Source organism: Promicromonospora sp. NPDC019610 (assembly GCF_044389365.1).
Classification (GTDB): Bacteria; Actinomycetota; Actinomycetes; order Actinomycetales; family Cellulomonadaceae; genus Promicromonospora.
Map to the genome: position 1 here is coordinate 1,110,709 of NZ_JBIRXX010000001.1, position 19,575 is coordinate 1,130,283.

At 72.4% G+C, this 19,575-nt stretch carries 20 protein-coding genes; 13 read left to right on the forward strand and 7 right to left on the reverse strand.

Features of this window, described 5'->3' with window-relative positions; translation table 11 throughout:
• Window positions 1–45 precede the first annotated feature (45 nt).
• The 6 genes from ACH45N_RS04890 (at window position 46) to ACH45N_RS04915 (ending at window position 5,131) form a co-directional block, all read left to right on the forward strand.
• Window positions 46–1,035, forward strand: a complete 990-nt coding sequence (locus tag ACH45N_RS04890) for a pseudouridine synthase (RefSeq protein WP_397391655.1) — start codon at window positions 46–48, stop codon at window positions 1,033–1,035.
• Between the two features lie 20 nt (window positions 1,036–1,055).
• The gene (gene alr / locus ACH45N_RS04895; RefSeq protein WP_397391658.1) at window positions 1,056–2,291 is read left to right on the forward strand and encodes an alanine racemase; all 1,236 of its coding nucleotides are present in this window, start codon (window positions 1,056–1,058) and stop codon (window positions 2,289–2,291) included.
• Window positions 2,288–2,860, forward strand: coding sequence for a tRNA (adenosine(37)-N6)-threonylcarbamoyltransferase complex ATPase subunit type 1 TsaE (gene tsaE / locus ACH45N_RS04900; protein WP_397391660.1), 573 nt, complete (start codon window positions 2,288–2,290; stop codon window positions 2,858–2,860). Before alr ends, tsaE begins: the two co-directional genes overlap by 4 nt.
• A gap of 98 nt (window positions 2,861–2,958) precedes the next feature.
• A complete protein-coding gene (tsaB, locus tag ACH45N_RS04905; RefSeq protein ID WP_397391662.1) occupies window positions 2,959–3,717 on the forward strand; it encodes a tRNA (adenosine(37)-N6)-threonylcarbamoyltransferase complex dimerization subunit type 1 TsaB in 759 nt (252 codons plus the stop codon).
• Complete coding sequence (gene rimI, locus ACH45N_RS04910; protein WP_397391663.1) at window positions 3,714–4,277, forward strand: ribosomal protein S18-alanine N-acetyltransferase; 564 nt, start codon at window positions 3,714–3,716, stop codon at window positions 4,275–4,277. Before tsaB ends, rimI begins: the two co-directional genes overlap by 4 nt.
• On the forward strand, window positions 4,274–5,131 hold the full coding sequence (locus ACH45N_RS04915) for a sulfurtransferase (protein WP_397391665.1): 858 nt from the start codon (window positions 4,274–4,276) through the stop codon (window positions 5,129–5,131). The genes rimI and ACH45N_RS04915 overlap by 4 nt, the downstream gene beginning before the upstream one ends.
• Before the next feature lie 53 nt (window positions 5,132–5,184).
• Here ACH45N_RS04915 and ACH45N_RS04920 read toward each other — a convergent pair whose 3' ends face one another.
• The gene (locus ACH45N_RS04920; RefSeq protein WP_397391667.1) at window positions 5,185–5,907 is read right to left on the reverse strand and encodes a hypothetical protein; all 723 of its coding nucleotides are present in this window, start codon (window positions 5,905–5,907) and stop codon (window positions 5,185–5,187) included.
• A gap of 44 nt (window positions 5,908–5,951) precedes the next feature.
• Window positions 5,952–6,995, reverse strand: a complete 1,044-nt coding sequence (tsaD, locus tag ACH45N_RS04925) for a tRNA (adenosine(37)-N6)-threonylcarbamoyltransferase complex transferase subunit TsaD (RefSeq protein WP_397391668.1) — start codon at window positions 6,993–6,995, stop codon at window positions 5,952–5,954.
• 122 nt (window positions 6,996–7,117) lie between these two features.
• Here tsaD and ACH45N_RS04930 point away from each other — a divergent pair, with 122 nt between their 5' ends.
• Window positions 7,118–7,735 (forward strand): malonic semialdehyde reductase, encoded by a 618-nt coding sequence (locus ACH45N_RS04930; protein ID WP_397391671.1) that lies wholly within the window; start codon window positions 7,118–7,120, stop codon window positions 7,733–7,735.
• A gap of 32 nt (window positions 7,736–7,767) precedes the next feature.
• Here the strand turns inward: ACH45N_RS04930 and ACH45N_RS04935 are convergent, their stop codons facing one another.
• Window positions 7,768–8,946: a glutamate--cysteine ligase gene (locus tag ACH45N_RS04935; RefSeq protein ID WP_397391674.1), complete on the reverse strand. Its 1,179-nt coding sequence runs from the start codon at window positions 8,944–8,946 to the stop codon at window positions 7,768–7,770.
• Window positions 8,943–10,211 (reverse strand): methyltransferase domain-containing protein, encoded by a 1,269-nt coding sequence (locus tag ACH45N_RS04940; RefSeq protein ID WP_397391677.1) that lies wholly within the window; start codon window positions 10,209–10,211, stop codon window positions 8,943–8,945. The genes ACH45N_RS04935 and ACH45N_RS04940 overlap by 4 nt, the downstream gene beginning before the upstream one ends.
• Window positions 10,212–10,546: 335 nt before the next feature.
• Between ACH45N_RS04940 and groES the strand changes: the two genes are divergently transcribed.
• On the forward strand, window positions 10,547–10,843 hold the full coding sequence (gene groES / locus ACH45N_RS04945; protein WP_020016178.1) for a co-chaperone GroES: 297 nt from the start codon (window positions 10,547–10,549) through the stop codon (window positions 10,841–10,843).
• A gap of 190 nt (window positions 10,844–11,033) precedes the next feature.
• Here groES and ACH45N_RS04950 read toward each other — a convergent pair whose 3' ends face one another.
• Window positions 11,034–11,321 carry a WhiB family transcriptional regulator gene (locus ACH45N_RS04950; protein ID WP_020016179.1) on the reverse strand — a complete coding sequence of 96 codons (288 nt, stop codon included), beginning with the start codon at window positions 11,319–11,321 and terminating at the stop codon, window positions 11,034–11,036.
• A 191-nt stretch (window positions 11,322–11,512) separates the two neighbouring features.
• Between ACH45N_RS04950 and ACH45N_RS04955 the strand changes: the two genes are divergently transcribed.
• Both ACH45N_RS04955 and guaB read left to right on the forward strand, forming a co-directional pair.
• On the forward strand, window positions 11,513–12,772 hold the full coding sequence (locus ACH45N_RS04955) for a MerR family transcriptional regulator (protein ID WP_397391679.1): 1,260 nt from the start codon (window positions 11,513–11,515) through the stop codon (window positions 12,770–12,772).
• A gap of 67 nt (window positions 12,773–12,839) precedes the next feature.
• Window positions 12,840–14,354, forward strand: coding sequence for an IMP dehydrogenase (guaB, locus tag ACH45N_RS04960; RefSeq protein WP_397391681.1), 1,515 nt, complete (start codon window positions 12,840–12,842; stop codon window positions 14,352–14,354).
• 85 nt (window positions 14,355–14,439) lie between these two features.
• On the opposite strand, the gene ACH45N_RS04965 is transcribed toward guaB, so the two are convergent.
• Complete coding sequence (locus ACH45N_RS04965; protein WP_397391685.1) at window positions 14,440–16,053, reverse strand: FAD-dependent oxidoreductase; 1,614 nt, start codon at window positions 16,051–16,053, stop codon at window positions 14,440–14,442.
• 351 nt (window positions 16,054–16,404) lie between these two features.
• Between ACH45N_RS04965 and ACH45N_RS04970 the strand changes: the two genes are divergently transcribed.
• Window positions 16,405–17,043 (forward strand): Rid family hydrolase, encoded by a 639-nt coding sequence (locus ACH45N_RS04970; protein WP_397391687.1) that lies wholly within the window; start codon window positions 16,405–16,407, stop codon window positions 17,041–17,043.
• 52 nt (window positions 17,044–17,095) lie between these two features.
• Here ACH45N_RS04970 and ACH45N_RS04975 read toward each other — a convergent pair whose 3' ends face one another.
• Entirely contained in the window at window positions 17,096–17,818 is a 723-nt protein-coding gene (locus ACH45N_RS04975) for an exonuclease domain-containing protein (protein WP_397391690.1), read from the reverse strand.
• A gap of 139 nt (window positions 17,819–17,957) precedes the next feature.
• On the opposite strand from ACH45N_RS04975, the gene ACH45N_RS04980 reads away from it, so the two are divergent.
• Together ACH45N_RS04980 and ACH45N_RS04985 are read left to right on the forward strand one after the other, a co-directional pair.
• Window positions 17,958–19,082, forward strand: a complete 1,125-nt coding sequence (locus tag ACH45N_RS04980; RefSeq protein ID WP_285101083.1) for a GuaB3 family IMP dehydrogenase-related protein — start codon at window positions 17,958–17,960, stop codon at window positions 19,080–19,082.
• Window positions 19,079–19,558 (forward strand): GNAT family acetyltransferase, encoded by a 480-nt coding sequence (locus ACH45N_RS04985; protein WP_397391693.1) that lies wholly within the window; start codon window positions 19,079–19,081, stop codon window positions 19,556–19,558. Before ACH45N_RS04980 ends, ACH45N_RS04985 begins: the two co-directional genes overlap by 4 nt.
• Window positions 19,559–19,575 lie beyond the last annotated feature (17 nt).

Genomic DNA, 19,575 nt, shown 5'->3' on the forward strand with positions numbered 1-19,575 from the left:
AACCCTTCGTGCACAGCGAAGGATCTCGCGGGTTAGGTTGACGGCGTGAACCGCACGCCCGGCCCCGCCAAGCACCGGTCCCCGCTGCCCGTGCGGGACGGGCTCAACCCCACGCGGGTCGTGCTGCCGCACGACCCCGACGTCGTCGTGCGGTTCCCGTACGCGCTCGACTACCTGCTCGACCGGTTCCGCGACGACGCGGAGCGGCTGCTCGAGAAGGTCGCCCTGGGCGAGGTCGTCACGGGCCACGGCGAACCTCTCACGCCGACGACGCCGTACGAGCCGCGCGGTTTCCTCTACCTGTACCGCGACCCGCCCGCCCACGAGGACCGCATCCCGTTCGAGCCCGAGGTGCTCCACCGGGACGAGAACCTGCTGGTCGTGGACAAGCCGCACTTCCTGGCGACGATGCCGCGCGGCCGGTGGGTGCGGGAGACGGCATTGGTCCGCCTCCGGGTCGCCCTCGACCTGCCCGAGCTCTCCCCGGCCCACCGGCTCGACCGCGGCACCGCCGGCGTGCTCGTGCTCACGGTGCGACCCGAGGTACGAGGCGCCTACCAGGAGACGTTCGCCCGCCGCGAGGTGCGCAAGGTGTACGAGGCGGTGGCGCCGCTGCCGCCGTCCGACGGCCGCCTCGCCCTGGGGGAGCCCGTCACCCTGCGCAGCCGCATCGTGAAGCGGCGCGGCGTCACGCGCGCCGAGGAGGTGCCCGGGGAGCCGAACGCCGAGTCGCTGATCATGCTCGTCGCCGCCGACGAGACCCGGGGCCTCGGCCTCTACCGCCTGGAGCCGCACACCGGCAAGACGCACCAGCTCCGGCTGCACCTGGCGTCGCTCGGCGTGCCGATCCTGCACGACCCGTTCTGGCCCGAGCTGCGCGCCACCGACCCCGACGACTTCGACCGGCCCCTCCAGCTCCTGTCCCGCTCGCTGGAGCTCACGGACCCGCTGTCCGGGCTGCCGCGCCGCTTCGAGTCCCGCCGGGTGCTCAGCGAATGGGTCCCTCGACACCCTGACTCGTCCGCCAGGATCTGACAGGTGCAAGAATCGGTGCGATGAGTACCGCCCCCGACTATCCCGCCCGCGCGGTCGTCGACCTCGACGCGATCCGCGACAACGTGCACGCCCTGCGGACGACCGCCCCGACCGCCCAGGTCATGGCCGTCGTCAAGGCCGACGCGTACGGGCACGGCCTGGCCCCGTCGGCCCGGGCGGCGCTCGCGGGCGGCGCGACCTGGCTGGGGGCGGCGCAGAGCACGGAGGCGCTCGCGATCCGCGCCGCCGTCGGACCGGGTCCACGCATCCTGACCTGGCTCTACGCGCCTGGCGCGCCCCTGGCCGACCTGGTGCGCGACGACATCGACGTCGCCGTGGCAGCGGCCTGGGCCCTCGACGAGGTGGCCGACGGCGCCCGCGTCGCGGGCCGCACCGCCCGCGTGCACCTCAAGGTCGACACCGGCCTGGGCCGCAACGGGATCATGCCCGACGACCTGCCGGCCGTCCTCGACCGCGCGCGGGCGCTGCAGGCCGAGGGCGCGCTCGCCGTCGTCGGCGTCATGTCGCACTACGCGCTCGCGGACGAGCCCGACGACCCGTCGGTGAAGATGCAGACCCACGTCTTCGACGACGCGGTCCGCACCGTCGAGGCCGCCGGGATCGAGCTCGAGGTGCGGCACATCGCCAACTCGGCGGCCACTCTGACCAACCCGGCGTCGCACTACGACCTGGTCCGCCCGGGGATCGCCGTCTACGGGCTCTCGCCGGTGCCGCAGCTCGGCGCGCCGGGCGACTACGGCCTGCGGCCCGCGATGACGCTGGAGGCGCGGCTCGCCACGGTCAAGCGCGTGCCGGAGGGCCACGGCGTCTCGTACGGGCACTTCTACGTCACACCGCAGGACACGGTGCTCGGCGTCGTGCCGCTCGGCTACTCGGACGGGATCCCGCGGCACGCCTCCGGCGGGTCGCTCGGCCCGGGCGGCCCGGTCCTGGTGGGCGGGGGTGTGGACGACGTCGCCGCACCCGCGACCGGCCTCGGCACCGCCCGCGTTCTGCGCGTCGCGGGCCGGGTGTGCATGGACCAGATCATGCTCGACCTCGGCCCGTACGCGTCGGAGCAGGCCGGCGACGTGGTCACCTTGTTCGGGGCGTCGGACGGGCTGACCCGTGCCGGAGCGCCCAATGCCGAGGACTGGGCCCAGGCCGCCGGCACCATCAGCTACGAGATCGTGACGCGCCTCGGCGCGCGCGTGCCCCGTGTGTACGCGGGCACGGCAGGAAGGGAGACCGCGTGAGCGGGGCAGTGAACGGACCGGGCGACATCTCGACGTCGGAGGCGGTGGTCATCGAGCTGCCCGACGCCGATACGACGCGGGCCTTCGGGGCCGCGCTCGCCGGGGTGCTGCGCTCCGGGGACCTGGTGATCCTCACCGGCGACCTCGGCGCGGGCAAGACGACCCTGACCCAGGGCATCGGTGCGGCGCTGAACGTGCGCGGGCAGGTGGCGTCGCCCACCTTCATCGTGGCGCGCGAGCACCCGCCCCTGCCGCGCGAGGACGGCACGCGCGGTCCCGGGCTGGTGCACGTGGACGCCTACCGCCTCGGTGGGCTGGGCGAGCTGGACGCGCTCGACCTTGACTCGTCCCTCGAGGACTCCGTGACGGTCGTGGAGTGGGGGCGCGGCCTCGCCGAGACGCTCGCCGACGACCGCCTGGAGATCGACCTGGAGCGGCCGCGGGGCGCTGCACCGGTGTTCGACCCCGGTGTGGAGACGGCCGAGGACCCGGAGGCGGGGACACGGAAGGTGACGATCCGCGCGGTGGGGCCGCGGTGGGTCGGCGTGGACCTGCGTTCGCTGATGTGATCGGTAGTTCGTCAGGTGATCGGTCGCTCGCGCTGCCGATCATCTGACGAACTACCGACCATCCCGGTACGAGGCACCCGTCGTAATACCCTGGTCGCGTGGCCGTTCTAGCTCTCGATACCTCAGCAGCCGTCGCCGTCTCGCTCGTCGACGAGGAGGGCGCGCGTCTCGCGTCCCGCTCCTCCGACGAGCGCCGCAGGCACGCCGAGTCGCTCGCGCCCCTGATCACCGAGGTCCTCGACGAGGCCGGAATCGAGCGCACCGACCTGACCGCCGTCGTCGCGGGTACGGGCCCGGCCCCGTTCACGGGGCTGCGCGTCGGGCTGGTGACCGCCCGCACGCTCGCGCTCTCCCTCGGCATCCCGGTCCTGGGTGTGCCCAGCCTCGACGCGCTCGCCGTGCAGGCGGTCAGCGACCTCGGGCTGCGGGCGGGCCAGGAGATCCTGGCCACCTCCGACGCCCGCCGCAAGGAGGTCTACTGGGCGCGCTACCGCGTGGTCGCGCACGAGGGGCCGCACGGCGTCCCCGTCGTGGAGCGGACCGCCGGGCCGGACGTCGACCGGGCCGGCTTCGTCGCCCAGGGCCAGCTCCCGACGCCGGACGGCGGCGACACCCCGCTGCCCGTCGTGGTCGGGGAGGGCGCGATGCTCTACCCCGAGTTCCTCCCGGTGGCCGACGACGCGCCGCTGGTCCCCGACGCGACCGTGCTCGCCCGGCTGGCGCTCGTCCGCCGCGCCGCGGGCGAGGAGCTGCCGACCGAGCCGCTGTACCTGCGCCGTCCCGACGTGCACGAGCCGGGGTCGCCGACCGGCACGGGAGCCGGCTCGGCCACCGCCGCCGCGGGCGGTGCCGCGTGATCACCGAGGTGCGTCTGCGCCCGCTGCGCAACGCCGACTTCGACCGCGTGCTGCAGCTCGAGCGACAGCTCTTCGGCCGGGGCGCCTGGACCTACGGCATGCTCGCCGACGAGCTCGCCGGCCTGGGCCGCTGGTACATCGTGGCCGAGCCGGAGCGGCTCGACCGCGCGGGGGAGCAGCCCGTCGTCGGCTACGCGGGGCTGTGGTTCGACGGTGACGTCACGCAGGTCATGACCATCGGCGTGGACCCCGACGTCCAGCGCCACGGCGTGGGGCGGCAGCTCATGGAGGCGCTCATCGAGCGGTCCCGCAAGGTCAAGGCCGAGGCGGTGCTGCTGGAGGTCCGCGTCGACAACCAGCCCGCCATCGAGATGTACCGGGACTTCGGCTTCCAGATCCTCGGTGTGCGCAAGCGCTACTACCAGCCCGAGGACGTCGACGCGTACACGATGCGCCTGGACCTGTCCGAGGTGGAGCACCCGACGGCGGACGCCCCGGTGGAGTCGCCGGTCGACGCTCCGACCGACACCCCCGACGACGCCGCAGGAGACGCCGCATGAGGGAACGAGTTCTGGTCGACGCCGCCACGCTGGCTGCCGACCTGCAGGTCAGTGCGGCCCCGGACCCGGTCGAGGGACCGCCCGTCGTGCTCGACGTCCGCTGGGCGCTCGGCATGACCGACGGCCACGACCAGTACCGCGCCGCCCACGTCCCGGGCGCCGTGTACGTCGACCTGGACACCGAGCTGGCCGCGCACGGGGCGCCCACCGACGGGCGGCACCCGTTGCCCTCGGCGGCGGCGTTCCAGCAGGCCGCGCGCCGCTGGGGCGTCTCGGCGGGCTCGCGGGTCGTGGTCTACGACTCCGTGGGCGGCACGTCGGCGGCCCGCGCCTGGTGGCTGCTGCGGTACTTCGGCGTCGAGGACGTCCGCATCCTCGACGGCGGCCTGGCCGCCTGGACGGAAGCGGGAAACGCCCTCGAACCGGGTGACGTCACGCCCGAGCCGGGCGACGTCGTCGTGCAGCCGGGCGGGATGCCCGTGCTCGACGCCGACGCCGCCGCCGAGCTGGCGGACGGCGCGGGACTGCTCCTGGACGCCCGGGCCGCCGAGCGGTACCGCGGCGAGGTGGAGCCCGTGGACCCGCAGGCCGGGCACGTGCCGGGCGCCGTCAGCGCGCCCACCACCGAGAACCTGGGGCCGGACGGCCGGTTCCTGCCGACCGGGGACCTGAAGCGGCGCTTCGGCGAGCTGGGGGTCGCGGACGGCGGGACCGTCGGCGTCTACTGCGGGTCGGGCGTCACGGCGTCGCACGAGGTGGCGGCCCTCGCGATCGTCGGCGTGGACGCCGCCCTGTACCCGGGCTCGTGGTCGCAGTGGTCGAACGACCCCTCGCGGCCCGTCGCGGTGGGCTGAGTCCGGCGCGACGGCGGCCCGGCCCGGCCCGGCCCGGCCTGGCGCCGGCAAGATCAGGGCGTGGGGCTGACCTCGTTGAGCACGAGGATCTTCTGCCACACCTTGCGGGCCATGCCGAGCGTCAGCGACTCGATGGTCGAGACCGTGTTCAGCACGATGTCGTCCTGCGACTCCTCGGCGCACAGCGCCGCCGCCTTGCCCACGATCGACAGCAGCTCGGTGCAGTACTCCAGGTAGTACTCGATCTGCTCGGGCGTCAGGTCGACGTCGTTGTTCTCCGACTCGCCCGTGAAGGCGTCCCGCAGGATCTCGGGCTCCTTGGTGAGCTGGTGCATGTCGATGATGTGCGCCAGGGAGCGCAGCCGGTGCAGCTTGGCCAGCAGGTCGGAGCGCTGCACCCGCTGCGGCACCGAGTGCAGCACCACGACGGCGACGGCGACGAACACGATGTCGTTCACCGCGCTCTCGATGAGCGGCAGCCAGTCCAGGCCGTTGTCCGGTGCCTCGGTGCCCGCGGCCTCGACGGCGAAGCCGAACGCGACCAGCGCCACCAGCACCACGAGGGCGATCAGCACGCGCGACCCGGCCTGCACCAGGCGGCTGCGCCGGCGCGTCCCGGCGGAGGTGTCCGCCACCTGCTCGGTCAGGGCCACGAGCTCCTGGGCCACGAGGTGGATGCCGCGGTCGGGGAACCGCGCGCCGATGCGGTCGCGCAGCCGCCGGGCCGTGTCGATGACGGGGACGGGCTCGAGCTTCTCCAGTGTTCTGACCCACACGGGACGCAGCGTAGAGCCACCCGGCCGCCGGCGGGCCGGAGAACTCAGACGGTGATCGTGGTGAGCGGCATCGACGAGTCGACCGGGATGTCCAGGTCGCTCGGGGCCACGCCGGCCCGCACCACGGCGGAGCCGAGCGCCGCGATCATCGCGCCGTTGTCCGTGCAGTAGCGGATCGGCGGGATGCGCAGGTCGATGCCGGCCTCGGCGCAGCGCTTGGCGGCCATGTCGCGGAGCTGGCTGTTGGCGGAGAACCCGCCGCCGACCACGAGCGTGTCCACGCCGTGCTTGTGGCAGGCGGCGATCGTCTTGGCCGTGAGCACGTCGGCGACGGCCTCGGCGAACGACGCCGCGACGTCGTGCACCGGGATCTCCTGGCCGGCGTCCGTGCGGGCCTCGACCCAGCGGGCCACCGCCGTCTTGAGGCCGGAGAACGAGAAGTCGTAGGCGTGCTTGGCCTGGTCCTTCGCGGCCGTGAGGCCGCGCGGGAACCGGATGGCGGTGGGGTCGCCCTCACGTGCGAGGCGGTCGATGTGCGGGCCGCCGGGGTAGGGCAGGCCGAGCAGGCGGCCGACCTTGTCGAAGGCCTCGCCCGCGGCGTCGTCGAGCGTGGAGCCGAGCTCCGTGACGTTCGTGGCGATGTCGTCCACGAGCAGCAGCGAGCTGTGCCCGCCGCTCACCACGAGCGCCATCGCCCGCTCCGGCAGGGGGCCGTCGACGAGCTGGTCCACGCACGCGTGGCCGATCACGTGGTTCACGCCGTACAGCGGCTTGTTCAGGCCGATGGCGAGGGCCTTCGCGGCGGACGCGCCGATCGTGAGCGGCCCGACGAGCCCGGGCCCGGCGGTGACCGCGATGGCGTCGACCTCGGACAGGTCGACGTCGGCCTCGCCGAGGGCCTTCTGGATGGTGGGGATCATCGCCTCGAGGTGGGCCCGGCTCGCGACCTCGGGGATGATGCCGCCGTAGCGAGCGTGCTCCTCCATCGAGCTGGCCACCGCGTCGACCAGCAGGTCGTTTCCGCGGACCAGCGCGACGCCGGTCTCGTCGCAGGAGGTCTCGATACCGAGCACCAGTGGATCTGCCATGTGCTCCAGCCTAGTTCCCTGGGGCCGGTGAGCGGGGAACCGGGGCGGGTGTGACGCGCGGACGTGCGTGACGTCACGGTTGAATCTGGAACTATCGCTTGGAGCAACTTGTTGTCGCGCGTATGACCGACACCGTTCTTGAGGCCCAGGGCCTCGCCATCGACGACGCGACCGCCGACCGTCTGTTCCGCACCGCGCGGACCGTGACCACCTTCGCCGAGTCCGAGGTGACCGACGAGCAGCTCGCCGCCGTCTACGACCTCGTCAAGTGGGGCCCGACGGCCATGAACACGAGCCCGCTGCGCATGCTCGTCGTCCGCACGCCGGAGGCCCGGGAGCGCCTCGTCGCCCGCATGCCCGAGGGCAACCAGGAGCGCGTGCGCAACGCGCCCGTCACCCTCGTGCTCGCGTACGACACCGACTTCCACGAGCACCTCGACCGCCTGGTCCCGCACATGCCGGGCGCCCGCGACATGTTCGCCGGCGACGCCGGGGCGCGCGCCGAGATGGCGCGCACCAGCGCCCTCATCCAGGCCGGCTACCTGATCGTCGGCCTGCGCGCCGCCGGCCTCGCCGTCGGCCCCATGCACGGCATCTACGACCAGATCGACGCCGAGTTCTTCGCCGAGAACGGCTGGAAGGGCCTCCTCGTCGTCAACGTCAGCGCGGCCGACGGCGCGGACACGACTCGCCCCCGCGCCCCGCGCCTGAACTTCGACGACGCCGCGCAGGTCATCTGACCCGCGCGGCATCTGACCCGCGGCCGGCGCCGTCAGGCGGGCAGCGGCCGGCCGGTGCGCATCTCCTCCAGCATCGCGCGCACCACCGGCACCAGGTCGCCGTCGTGTGCGGCGGCGACCTGCTCCTGCCGCCGGTACGACGGCCCGGTGCGGAGGATGTCCCGCACCCCGGCCAGCTCCGTCGCGCACCCCAGCCGGTGCGCCACGGGCTCCAGCTCGACGAGCAGCTTGCCGATCGCGTCGACGACGGCCCCCTGGTTGCCCTCGGCGTCCAGGATCACGGTGGCGTCCAGCCCGTAGCGGGCGGAGCGGAACTTGTTCTCCGCCACGTACCACGGCGGCAGCTCGGCCAGGGTCCGGCCCTGGTCGAGCTGTGTGGACAGGTGCTCCACGAGGCAGTGCACCAGCGCGGCGAGCGTCAGCGCCTCGGAGAGGTTCGTCGGGCCGTCGCACACCCGGACCTCGAGCGTGCCGAACTTGGGCGACGGGCGGATGTCCCAGTGCACCTCGTTGAACGCCTCGACGGCTCCGATGTGCTGCATGTCGCCCGCGTACGCCTCGAGCTCCCCCCAGGTCTCGAACGCGACCGGCAGGCCCGAGCTCGGGATCTGCTGGAACAGCAGCGAGCGGTTCGAGGCGTATCCCGAGTGCTCGCCGGCCCAGTACGGCGACCCGGCGGACAGCGCCTGCAGGTGCGGAAAGTACTTCAGCATCCCGCGCATCAGCGGCAGCGCCTTGTCCCGGTGCTCGATCCCGACGTGGACGTGCAGCCCCCAGATGATGAGCTGCGCACCCCACACGCCCGTGCGCTCGCGGATGCGGGCGTAGCGCTCCTTCTCGCCGATCTCCTGGTGGCTCCCCTTCGCGAACGGGTGGGTGCCGCCGCCCATGAGCTCGAGGCCCATCGGGTCCGTGACCGTCCGCACACGGTCGAGCGTGCGGCTGAGGTCCGCCCCGGCGTCGGCCACGGTCCGGCCGACGCCGGTGACCAGCTCGACGGTGTTCTTCATGTACTCGCCGGTGACGTGCGGGACGACGTGCCCCGAGCGGTCCAGCTGCGGGTTCCCGCCGTCGCGCGCGAGAGCCTCCAGCACCTCCGGGCCAGCCTGGCACAGATCGGCGGTGTCGCGCTCCACGAGCCCGATCTCCCACTCGATGCCCACGGTCGACCGTGGGGATTCGCCGAAGCCGAGCCGGACCGGCGAGCTCATACGGCTCCCAGCGGCTCGACGAGGAGTACCTGTTGGTTGCCTGCCACACGGGTGAGCACGATCGTCGCCTCCTCGGTTCCGGTGAGTACGAGCTGCTTGCGAAGTTGTTCGGGCACCACCGCGGTGCCCCGCTTCTTGATCGTGATGCGCCCGACGTTCCGGTCGCGGAGATAGGACTTGAGCCGCTTCAGGCCGAACGGCATGGTGTCGAGCACCCGGTACCCCGTCGCGATCGGCGCCTGCGCCCCTGCCGCCTCGGCGGGCCGCGCCGGGGGCAGGACGGCGGCGTCGTCGGTGGTGACGTACGCGATGGTCGGGTCGACGAGGCGTCCACCCAGCTCGGCGGCCGCCTCGCCCACGAGCCCGGCCCGGATGACCGCGCCGTCCGGCTCGTAGAGATACTGTCCGACGTCGCCGACGTCCGGCTCCGTGCCGTCGCCGCGCAGGGTGCGGCTGAGGGTGTGCTCCTTGCCGTCGTCGTCGGTGAACGAACGTAGGACGAGTGCCGAACGGCCGGGACCGTCGGGCGCGAGCGGGCCGAACCAGAGCCCGGCCTCGACCACGTCGCCGTTGACCGAGACCCACTGGGTCTCGGCGTCGTCGGGCAGCCCCTCGTGCGCGATGCCGGGACCCACCTTGATGCCGACGGCGGGCACCGACTCCCGCAGCGCCCAGACGGCGTCGAGCGGGGGTTCGTAGGCGCGCGGGTCGAAGATGCGGCTGGCACGGCCACCCCGGCCGCCGCGCACGCGCCGGGCGGGGTCGGCGTAGACGGCGTCGATCCCCTCGGCGTGCAGGTCGAGCGTCAGGCCGTCGGCGTGCCGTACCTCCGCCTCGGGGAAGTGGCGCAGGTTCCACCGTGCGATGGCGGCGGTGGTCTCGTCGAGGTCGGTCGCGACGACGCGCAGGCCCGTGCCGGCGAAGGCGAGGGAGTCGGCGCCGATGCCGCAGGTGAGGTCCGCGAGCGTGGTCACGCCCGCGTCGAGGTACCGTCGGGCGTGCAGCGCCGCGACCACGAGCCGCGTGGCCTGCTCCAGACCGTCGGCGGTGAACAGCATCCCGTCGGCGAAGTCGCCGAACTTGGCCCGTGCGCGGGCGCGCAGCCGGGACTGGGTGACCACGGCGGCCGCGAGGTCCGCCGCGACGCCCTGGGCGCGCAGGGTGGTCACCGTCTTCATCGCGTCGCGCTCGTCGTACGGCGGAAGAGCCGCAAGCAGGGCCCAGCCGTCAGGGCTGAGGAGTTTGCTCAGAATCGCCGCATCCATGGGAAGATCTTTCCACGTTTGTCCAGGTCGTGACGAGTGGCTGCACGCAACCTTTTCGTAGAGATGGCCAGATCTCGAAGTGCGGACGGCGCGTCGCGCGCCGGGCGTGTGAGGTGCTCCACGCGATTGGCACTCGCCTTGACCGAGTGCTAGCGCCGACCTAGATTTGGGGTTGTTCATCGCCGCGGATCCCGGTCGCCGGGGCCCTCGGCGGAGGACCCAGACGTTCGTGCCCGCCGGCACCCGCGACGACGGCGGACCGTCGAACGTTCGAGCCCCTGAAGTCAACCACGCAGCTGATCACTCGATCCGCTCACGAAAGAGGGAGGTCCGACGTGTCGGTCCCCATCAAGCCGCTCGAGGACCGGATCGTCGTCAAGGCTCTCGAAGCCGAGACCACGACCGCTTCCGGCCTGGTCATCCCGGACACCGCCAAGGAGAAGCCCCAGGAGGGCGAGGTTCTGGCCGTGGGCCAGGGCCGTATCGACGACAACGGCAACCGTGTGCCGCTGGACGTCGCCGTCGGTGACAAGGTGATCTACTCCAAGTACGGCGGCACCGAGGTCAAGTACGCGGGTGAGGAGTACCTGGTGCTCTCGACCCGCGACGTCCTCGCGGTGGTCGTGGGCTGATTCCAGCTCACGCCAGACAGGCGAAGGCCCCGCACCGGATCGGTGCGGGGCCTTCGTCCTGTCCGGAGACCGTCGTGGCTGGTGCTGCCTCGGCATCGAAGCAGGCAGGCGTGCACAGCGGGCGCGCGTTCCCAGCGGGGCGTGCGACAGAAACGCGTCACGCCCGAACGTCAGAAGTTGTGCACCCGGGTCAGGCGGAGACGGACTTGCCGGCGAGGATCGCCGACCGCTCGTCCTCGCTGAGCCCGCCCCACACGCCGTACGGCTCGCGCACGCGGAGCGACTGCTCGCGGCACTGCATCATCACGGGGCAGGAGCGGCAGATCGCCTTGGCGGCCTCGGCGCGCCTGCGGCGGGTCGATCCACGCTCACCCTCGGGGTGGAAGAAGAGGGTGTCGTCCGCGTCGCGGCACGCGCCCTGGTACTGCCATTCCCACAGTTCCATCACCGGACCGGGAAGCCTCGAGATCTCCGTCATGGCGAACAACTTACAAGTTGTGCAGAAGTTGTTCAAGGGGCAGTTTCGCGTCATCGGGCTCGAATCGGGCCAGCGAGAAGCAGGTCGACACTGACCGGATTTGTATGATTGTGAACCGAAATCCACCGAGATCGGCGGCACGCCGGGTTTCGCAGTGGCGCGGAGAGGGCCAGGTCGGCAGAATCGAGTCCATGACTTCTTCGCGACCCGCCCAGAACTCGGGCGGGTCACGTACATCCAGCCCCGGACTGGCTGTCGCCGCCGTTGCCCGCCGCCTCGGGGTCGCTCCCGCGACCCTCCGCACGTGGGACCGCAGATACGGCCTCGGTCCCTCGGGCCGCACCGCCGGATCGCACCGCCGCTACACGCCGGACGACGTCGCCCGGCTCCTGGTGATGCGCCGCCTGACCCTGGAGGGCGTGGCGCCGGTGGACGCCGCTCGCGCCGCCGTCGAGGCGGGGGACGCCGAGCTCGAGGTCGCCACCCGCACCGCCCCGGCGCTGCCCGCGGTCCAGGTCGAGGGCGGGGCGGACGCCGACGAGCACGACTTCGCGGAGCAGTTCGTCGGCACCGTCGAGGCCCCGGACGACCCGGACGACGAGGTCGTCGAGGAGGCGGACGAGCCCCGGGCCACGTCCGGCGACGAGGCCGACGACCCCGCCCCGGTGTCCGGCGGCGAGCGCTCCGAGGAACCGCGGGGGCGTGCGCGGCTGCGAGCACTGCCCGGTGGCGCGACCGGCGGCGGGGCCTCGGCGCCGGCCGGCGGGCCGCGGTCCGCCGCCTCGCCGGCGCCGACGTCGGGCCGGGTGTCCGCCCTGGTCGACGCCGCGCTGGCCTACAGCCGGACCGCCTGCGACAACCTCCTCGTGCTCGGCCCGGACGGCGACCCGGCCACCTGGTGGACCGAGCTCGTCGAGCCCGCCTGGCTCCGGCTGTCGGAGCGGACGGTCCTGGCCGGTCCCGGTGAGATGCCCGAGGTCGTGCTCGCGACGGCCGCGCTGCGTGCCCTGCGCAACTACATCGAGGAGTTCGAGCGGGTCATGGTCGAGGCGGGCGGCCCGCCGGCCAACCACCCGAGCCGGATGCGCAAGATCGTGCTGGTGTTCGCCGCCCCGGACGAGGTGGTGCCGCTCTCGGCGCACGCCCTCGCCGCCGCGCTGGCCGCGCAGGGTTCGATGGCGCGCATCGTCACGGGCCCCGCGAGCACCCACCGTTCGGTCGAGCTCGTCACCATGGTCCGCCCGACGGCGGTGGTGCTGGCGACCACGCAGAACAAGCCGGACCTCGACGTCGTGCACGCCGTGAACGAGAGCTACCCGGAGCTGCCGATCTTCGTGGGACTGCGGGCCGACGCCGCCGCGACGGAGCTGCCGTTCGGGCCCACGGTGCAGCGGGTGCGCTCGTTCACGGGGCTGCTCCACGAGGTGCTCGCCGTCATCAAGGCGAGGTGACGCACGCCTCGGGCCGGTACCACGGCCCGGCCGAGATCTGCGGTCGCGACGGCCGTAGACTTGCTGCATGACGGACCAGACCTCGCCGGGCGACCCGTTCGGTTTCCTCGGGCTCACCTATGACGACGTCCTGCTGCTGCCGGGTTACTCCGACCTGGCGCCGTCGGACATCGACACGACGTCTCGCCTCACGCGCGAGATCTCGCTCAAGATCCCGCTGATCTCAGCGGCGATGGACACGGTCACCGAGTCGGCCATGGCGATCGCCATGGCGCGTCAGGGTGGCCTCGGCGTGCTGCACCGCAACCTCTCCATCGAGGACCAGGCCACCCAGGTCGACCTCGTGAAGCGCACGCAGACCGGCATCATCACGAACCCCGTCACGATCGGCCCGGACGCCACGCTCGAGGAGCTCGACACCCTCGCGGGCCAGTTCCGGATCTCGGGCTTCCCGGTGGTCGACACCGAGAACAAGCTCATCGGCATGGTCACCAACCGCGACCTGCGCTTCACGCCCGTCGCCGAGTGGGCCACCACCAAGGTGGACGAGGTGATGACGCCGCAGCCGCTGATCACCGGCCCGGCCGGCATCTCGCGGGACGACGCCACGCTGCTGCTGCGCAAGCACAAGCTGGAGCGCCTGCCGCTGATCGACCCCGACGGCCGCATCACGGGGCTCATCACCGTCAAGGACTTCGTGAAGTCCGAGCAGTTCCCGAACTCGTCCAAGGACGGCCAGGGCCGCCTCATGGTCGGCGCGGCGATCGGCTACTTCGGCGACGCGTGGCAGCGCGCCACCGCCCTGATCGAGGCCGGCGTGGACGTGCTCGTGGCCGACACCGCGCACGGCAACGTGCGGATGCTGATCGACATGGTCAAGCGCCTCAAGACCGACCCCGCCACCAAGGACGTCCAGGTGATCGGCGGGAACGTCGCCACGCGCCAGGGCGCGCAGGCGTTCGTCGACGCCGGGGCCGACGCCGTGAAGGTGGGCGTGGGACCGGGCTCCATCTGCACCACCCGCGTCGTGACCGGCGTGGGCGTGCCGCAGATCACCGCCGTCTACGAGGCGTCGCTCGCCTGCAAGCCGGCGGGCGTGCCCGTCATCGCCGACGGCGGCCTCAAGCACTCGGGCGAGATCGGCAAGGCCATCGTGGCTGGCGCCGAGTCCGTGATGCTGGGCTCGCTGTTCGCGGGCTGCGAGGAGACCCCGGGCGACCTGGTGCTCGTCAACGGCAAGCAGTTCAAGACCTACCGCGGCATGGGCTCGATGGGCGCCATGTCCTCGCGCGGCAAGAAGTCCTACTCCAAGGACCGGTACTTCCAGGCCGAGGTCACCAGCGACGACAAGATCGTGCCCGAGGGCATCGAGGGCCAGGTCGCGTACAAGGGGCCGCTGGCCACCGTGGCGCACCAGCTCATCGGCGGTCTGCACCAGACGATGTTCTACACCGGTGCGCGGACCGTCCCGGAGCTGCAGGCGAACGGCCGGTTCGTCCGCATCACGTCGGCGTCGCTCAAGGAGAGCCACCCGCACGACGTGCAGATGACGGTCGAGGCGCCGAACTACAGCGGCTTCTGAGTCTCCGCGGGTCGAGCTCGACCTCGCCGGTCGAGCTTGTCGAGACCTCACCAGGTCTCGACAAGCTCGGCCCGCGGGCGGCCGATCAGCTGGACATGACGCGTGCGTGCAGGGCCTGCACCGCGTAGCGGGCGGACCAGAAGGCGCCGTGCTGCCACGCGGACACCTCCGACATCCAGTCGCCGGCGAAGTACACGTTGCCCGCCCCCTGCTGCAGCAGTCGGAAGCCCGCCGACGAGGTGTTCGGGTAGGCCCAGGCGCCCTCGATGTACGGCACCTTGTGCCAGGCGATGGAGAACGAGCTCTCCAGCTCGGTGCGGTACTTCTCGCCGTGGATCTTCACGCCCTGCTCGACGGCGCGCAGCTCGCGCTGCTTCGGTGCCAGGTCGCCGTACGTGCGGGCGTTGGTGCCGGTGTTGTAGTAGCCCACGACCAGACCCTTGCGCTCGCCGTACCCGTACGACGGGTACCAGATGTGGGCCAGGTCCATGTCGGTCTCGGTGATTCCGCCGAAGATCCGGTGGTCGTCCTCCCAGAACCGGGACTTGTACTGCAGGCCGATCTTGCCCGCGGGGGAGCCGACGGCGAACTCGCCGAGCGCCGCGTCGATCTCCGTGCCCCAGTTGGTGTCCCACCGCCGCATGAGGCCCGCCGGCGCCGCGACGACGGCGAAGTCCGCCTCGATCTGACGCGCCCTGCCGTTCCGGGGCGTGTACGTGACCTTGACGCCGCGGCCGGTGTTCTCGACGCCGGTGACGGGCGACTCGAACTGCACGTTGTGAGAGCCGATGGCCCGCACCAGGTACTGGTAGGTCGTGTCCATGCCGCCCTTGGGCTGGAACATGAGCATCGACTGTTCCCAGTTGATCTCGAACGGGAAGTACTGGCCCACCTTCGAGGCCAGCACCTCGGAGACCGTGCCAGGTCCCGGCAGGGGGGTGCCGTGCTCGTTCCAGGCCGACGGGTAGACGTCGAAGCCGCGGTTGCTCCCGCCGGCGTAGGTGCCGTCGGCCTTGAGCGAGCCCCAGCTCCGCAGGAAGGAGCGCAGGTTGTCCTTGTCCGCGGCGGTCAGCTTCTGGTCCAGGGCGCCCTGGTCCGTGGCGTGGTGCAGCAGCTCTGAGGTGTAGCCGAAGACGTCCGCCTTGGCGGTGCGGTACCGCACGGGGTTGCCCGGCGTCGCGCCGGACCGTTCGTTGTAGAGGTAGGCGTCGGCGTTCGCGTTGGTGAACACCTCGTACGGCACGCCCAGCTCGCGGATGTAGTCCATGGTGACCATCCACTGGGCGATGCGGCCCGCGCCGGCGTTCATGTAGATGCCGTCGGGGAACCGCGCGGTCTGCCGCACGCCGTTGATGTCGGTCTCGCTGTCCCCGCCGCGGATCGTCAGGGTGCGCCCGCCGGGGCGGTGCCGCGCCTCGAGCACGGTCACCCGGTAGCCGGCCTTCTGGAGCTCGTATGCGGTGGCGAGGCCGGCGGGACCGGCCCCGACGACGACGACCTTCTTGGCGGACCGGCCGGTCAGCGTGAAGTCGCCGCTCTTCGGCGGGACCCAGGACTCCGCCCTGGGCTGGGCGGACGCGGTGGGGGCCAGCCCCATCGCGCCCATCGTCGCGAACATGACGCCGGCGCTGGACCCCGCGCCGACGGCCTGCAGGAAGTTGCGGCGGGAGACGCCGGAGGTGCTCTTCTCGGTGACCACGGTCCCTACCCCTCGTGTCGACAGGCCTGACGGGCGGCGTGCCCTGGTGGGGGAGCCAGGTACCGCCGTCAGCGCCGTGCCGGACGCTAGGGAGCGCAGGTCACCGCTGCGAGTCTCCGCCGTTTCTGTGTAGTTGCGCCCAGTAACCATGTTGTTTCCGGGTTTTGCCGCAGGTCAGCGTTTGCGCAGGAACGATTCGAGCGGCGCGCGGACGGCGTTCCCGATCCGACCCGAAGCGGACATCCCACCGAAACTCCCCGTGGCTAGCGTCCGCGCCACCCGGTGCCGACCGCCGGGCCACCACGACCGGGCGCCGCCGCTGCGCCCGACCCGGCCAGATGGAGGAGCACCATGAAGAATCGTGCCGCGCTGATCACCGCCGTCGTCCTCACCGCCGCGATCGCGGTCCCCGGGACCGCCTTCGCCGCCGCCCACGTCTTCCGACCTGATCCCACGCAGGCCCATTCGTTCGTCACCGGGGACACCCCGCTCATCGCCGACGGCGTGGCCATCGGCAAGAACGTCTCCTGGTACAAGTCCTCCGGCCTCGGCCCGGCCGCCCGCAACACCACGCCCGGGGTGACCGCCGAGCAGCGGTACATCCCCACGGACGTCTTCCCCGGCGGTGAGCTGCCCGCCGGCGTCACCCTCACGGAGGCGCAGGGCATCAACGCCCTGATGCGGATCGGCGAGAACCTCGACAAGGCCGGGCTGTCCTACGACGACGTCGTCTCGATGCGCGTGTTCCTGCAGAACCCGGCGGGCGCGGAGAAGATGGACTTTGCCGGGTGGAACCGGGCCTACCGCCAGTTCTTCGCCAACACGAACCTGGCCACCGGCGACGTGCTCGACGTGCAGCTCGGGTCGGTCACGACCGAACCGATGGTCGTCAACGAGGCCCGGCCGTCGCGTTTCGCGCTGGAGGTCGAGAACCTCCCGGTGGACGGCTGGCTCGTCGAGGTCGAGGTCGACGCCGTGTACCCGCGCTGACCGGGGCTGCGCCCCGGTTTCTCCCGGGGCGCGGCCTGCCCCGCGGCGCCGGTCAGCCGATCGCCGAGTGCTGCACCGGCCAGGCGCCCGACGCGTCGGGTCCGGTCAGGCCCTGCTCGCGGCGCCACTCGTTGAAGCTCACCGCCCACTGGCGGTGCGCGCCGATCTGCTGCTGGTGCAGGTCGGCCAGGGGCATGCGGGCGAGCTGCGGGAACCGGCGGGCCAGCGCCTCCAGCACGTCGAGCGTGGCGAGCACGTCCACCTCGGCGGTGTGCAGGTCGCCGTCGGAGGTGACGCCGTACCACTCCGACAGGTCGCCGAGCCGGCGCTTGCCCGGGCGGTACCGGTCCAGCCAGCGGTCGATGACCAGCGGGTCCACGACGGGCTCGACCGCGCGGCCCAGGCGCTGGGGCAGGGTCTTGAGCCCGTGGCGGTGCAGCTCGGCGTCGAGCAGCGAGAGGTCGAAGGCCGCGTTGTAGGCGACCACGGGGACGCCGTCGGCCAGGTGCGTGGCGAGCTCGGCGGCGATCTCCTCCAGCGCCTCCAGGGGCGCGACGCCGTGGGCGCGCGCGTGCTCGGTGGAGATGCCGTGGATGGCCGAGGCCTCCTCCGGTATCTCCACACCCGGGTCCATCAGCCAGGTGCGGACCTCCGTGCCCGCTCCGGGCGTGCGCAGCACGAGGGCTGCCGTGACGATGCGGTCGCCCGTGACGTCCACCCCTGTGGTCTCCGTGTCGAAGCCCAGCAGCGGCCTGTGGATCCAGGTCTCGTTCATGGTGTCCTCCCTGCTCGTCCGGGTTTCCCGGTGCGTCCAGGGAGAACCCTGCCACCGGTCACTGACACTGTGGTTCGTGCCACCCCGCACATCACGAGACACTGCGCGCCGGGTCAGCAGCGATGGGTAGGCTTGGCGGGTGAGCAACGAGATCGAGATCGGACGCGGAAAGCGTGGGCGGCGCGCCTATTCCTTCGACGACATCGCGGTGGTGCCGTCCCGGCGCACACGCGACCCGAAGGATGTCTCGGTCGGCTGGCAGATCGACGCGTACCACTTCGACCTGCCGATCGTCGCGGCCCCGATGGACTCCGTGATGACGCCGGACAGCGCCGTCGCGCTGGGCCGGTTCGGCGGTCTGGGCGTGCTCGACCTCGAGGGCCTGTGGACCCGGTACGAGTCGCCCGAGCCGCTGCTGGCCGAGATCGCGGAGCTGCCGGCCGACGAGGCCACGCACCGGATGCAGGCCATCTACTCCGAGCCGATCAAGCCGGAGCTGATCACGCAGCGCCTCAAGGAGATCCGCTCCGCGGGCGTCACGGTCGCCGGCGCGCTCACCCCGCAGCGCACCCAGGAGTTCTACAAGACGGTGGTCGACGCCGGTGTCGACCTGTTCGTCATCCGCGGCACCACGGTCTCGGCCGAGCACGTGTCGGGCAACGCCGAGCCCCTCAACCTCAAGCGGTTCATCTACGAGCTGGACGTGCCCGTCGTCGTCGGCGGGGCCTCGACGTACACCGCGGCGCTGCACCTGATGCGCACGGGCGCGGCGGGAGTGCTCGTCGGCTTCGGCGGCGGCGCCGCCCACACCACGCGGGTGAGCCTCGGCATCCACGCGCCCATGGCCACGTCGGTGGCCGACGTCGCCGCGGCCCGCCGCGACTACCTCGACGAGTCGGGCGGCCGGTACGTCCACGTGATCGCCGACGGCGGCGTGGGCCACTCCGGCGACATCGTCAAGGCCGTGGCCTGCGGCGCGGACGCCGTCATGCTCGGTGCCGCGCTCGCGCGGGCCGCCGAGGCGCCCGGGAAGGGCTTCCACTGGGGCCCCGAGGCGCACCACCCGCAGCTCCCGCGCGGCGAGCGGGTCGAGGTGGGCACGGTCGGCACGCTGGAGGAGATCCTCTTCGGGCCGGGCAAGCAGGCCGACGGCACCCTCAACCTCGTCGGCGCCCTGCGCCGGGCCATGGCCACGACCGGCTACTCCGACCTCAAGGAGTTCCAGCGGGTCGAGGTCGTCGTCTCCCCGTACCAGCCCCGGTGAGCGCCGTGCGGAGCGGCGAGCCGCTCGCCCTGGTCCTCGCGGCCGCGCCCGCGGCCGACGGCGAGTTCGTCGAGATCACCGACGCCGACGTCGACCAGGTGGTCGAGCTGTGGCGGGAGTGCGGGCTGACCCGACCCTGGAACGACCCGCACCTGGACATCGCCGACGCCCGTGCGGGCGCGTGCTCGACGGTCCTCGTCGCGCGCGCCCACGGCCGCGTGGCGGCGTCCGCGATGGCCGGCTACGACGGGCACCGGGGCTGGCTCTACTACGTGGCCGTCGCGCCCGGCCTGCAGGGCACGGGGCTGGGCCGGGCGGCCGTCGTGGCCGCCGAGGCCTGGCTGGTGGCGCACGGCGCGCGCAAGATCCAGCTCATGGTGCGCAGCACCAACAGGGACGTGCTCAGCTTCTACGAGCGGCTCGGCTACGCCGACCAGGAGACCTCTGTGCTGGGGCGCTGGGTCCAGCCGAACTGACTCGCTGCCGCGGATCG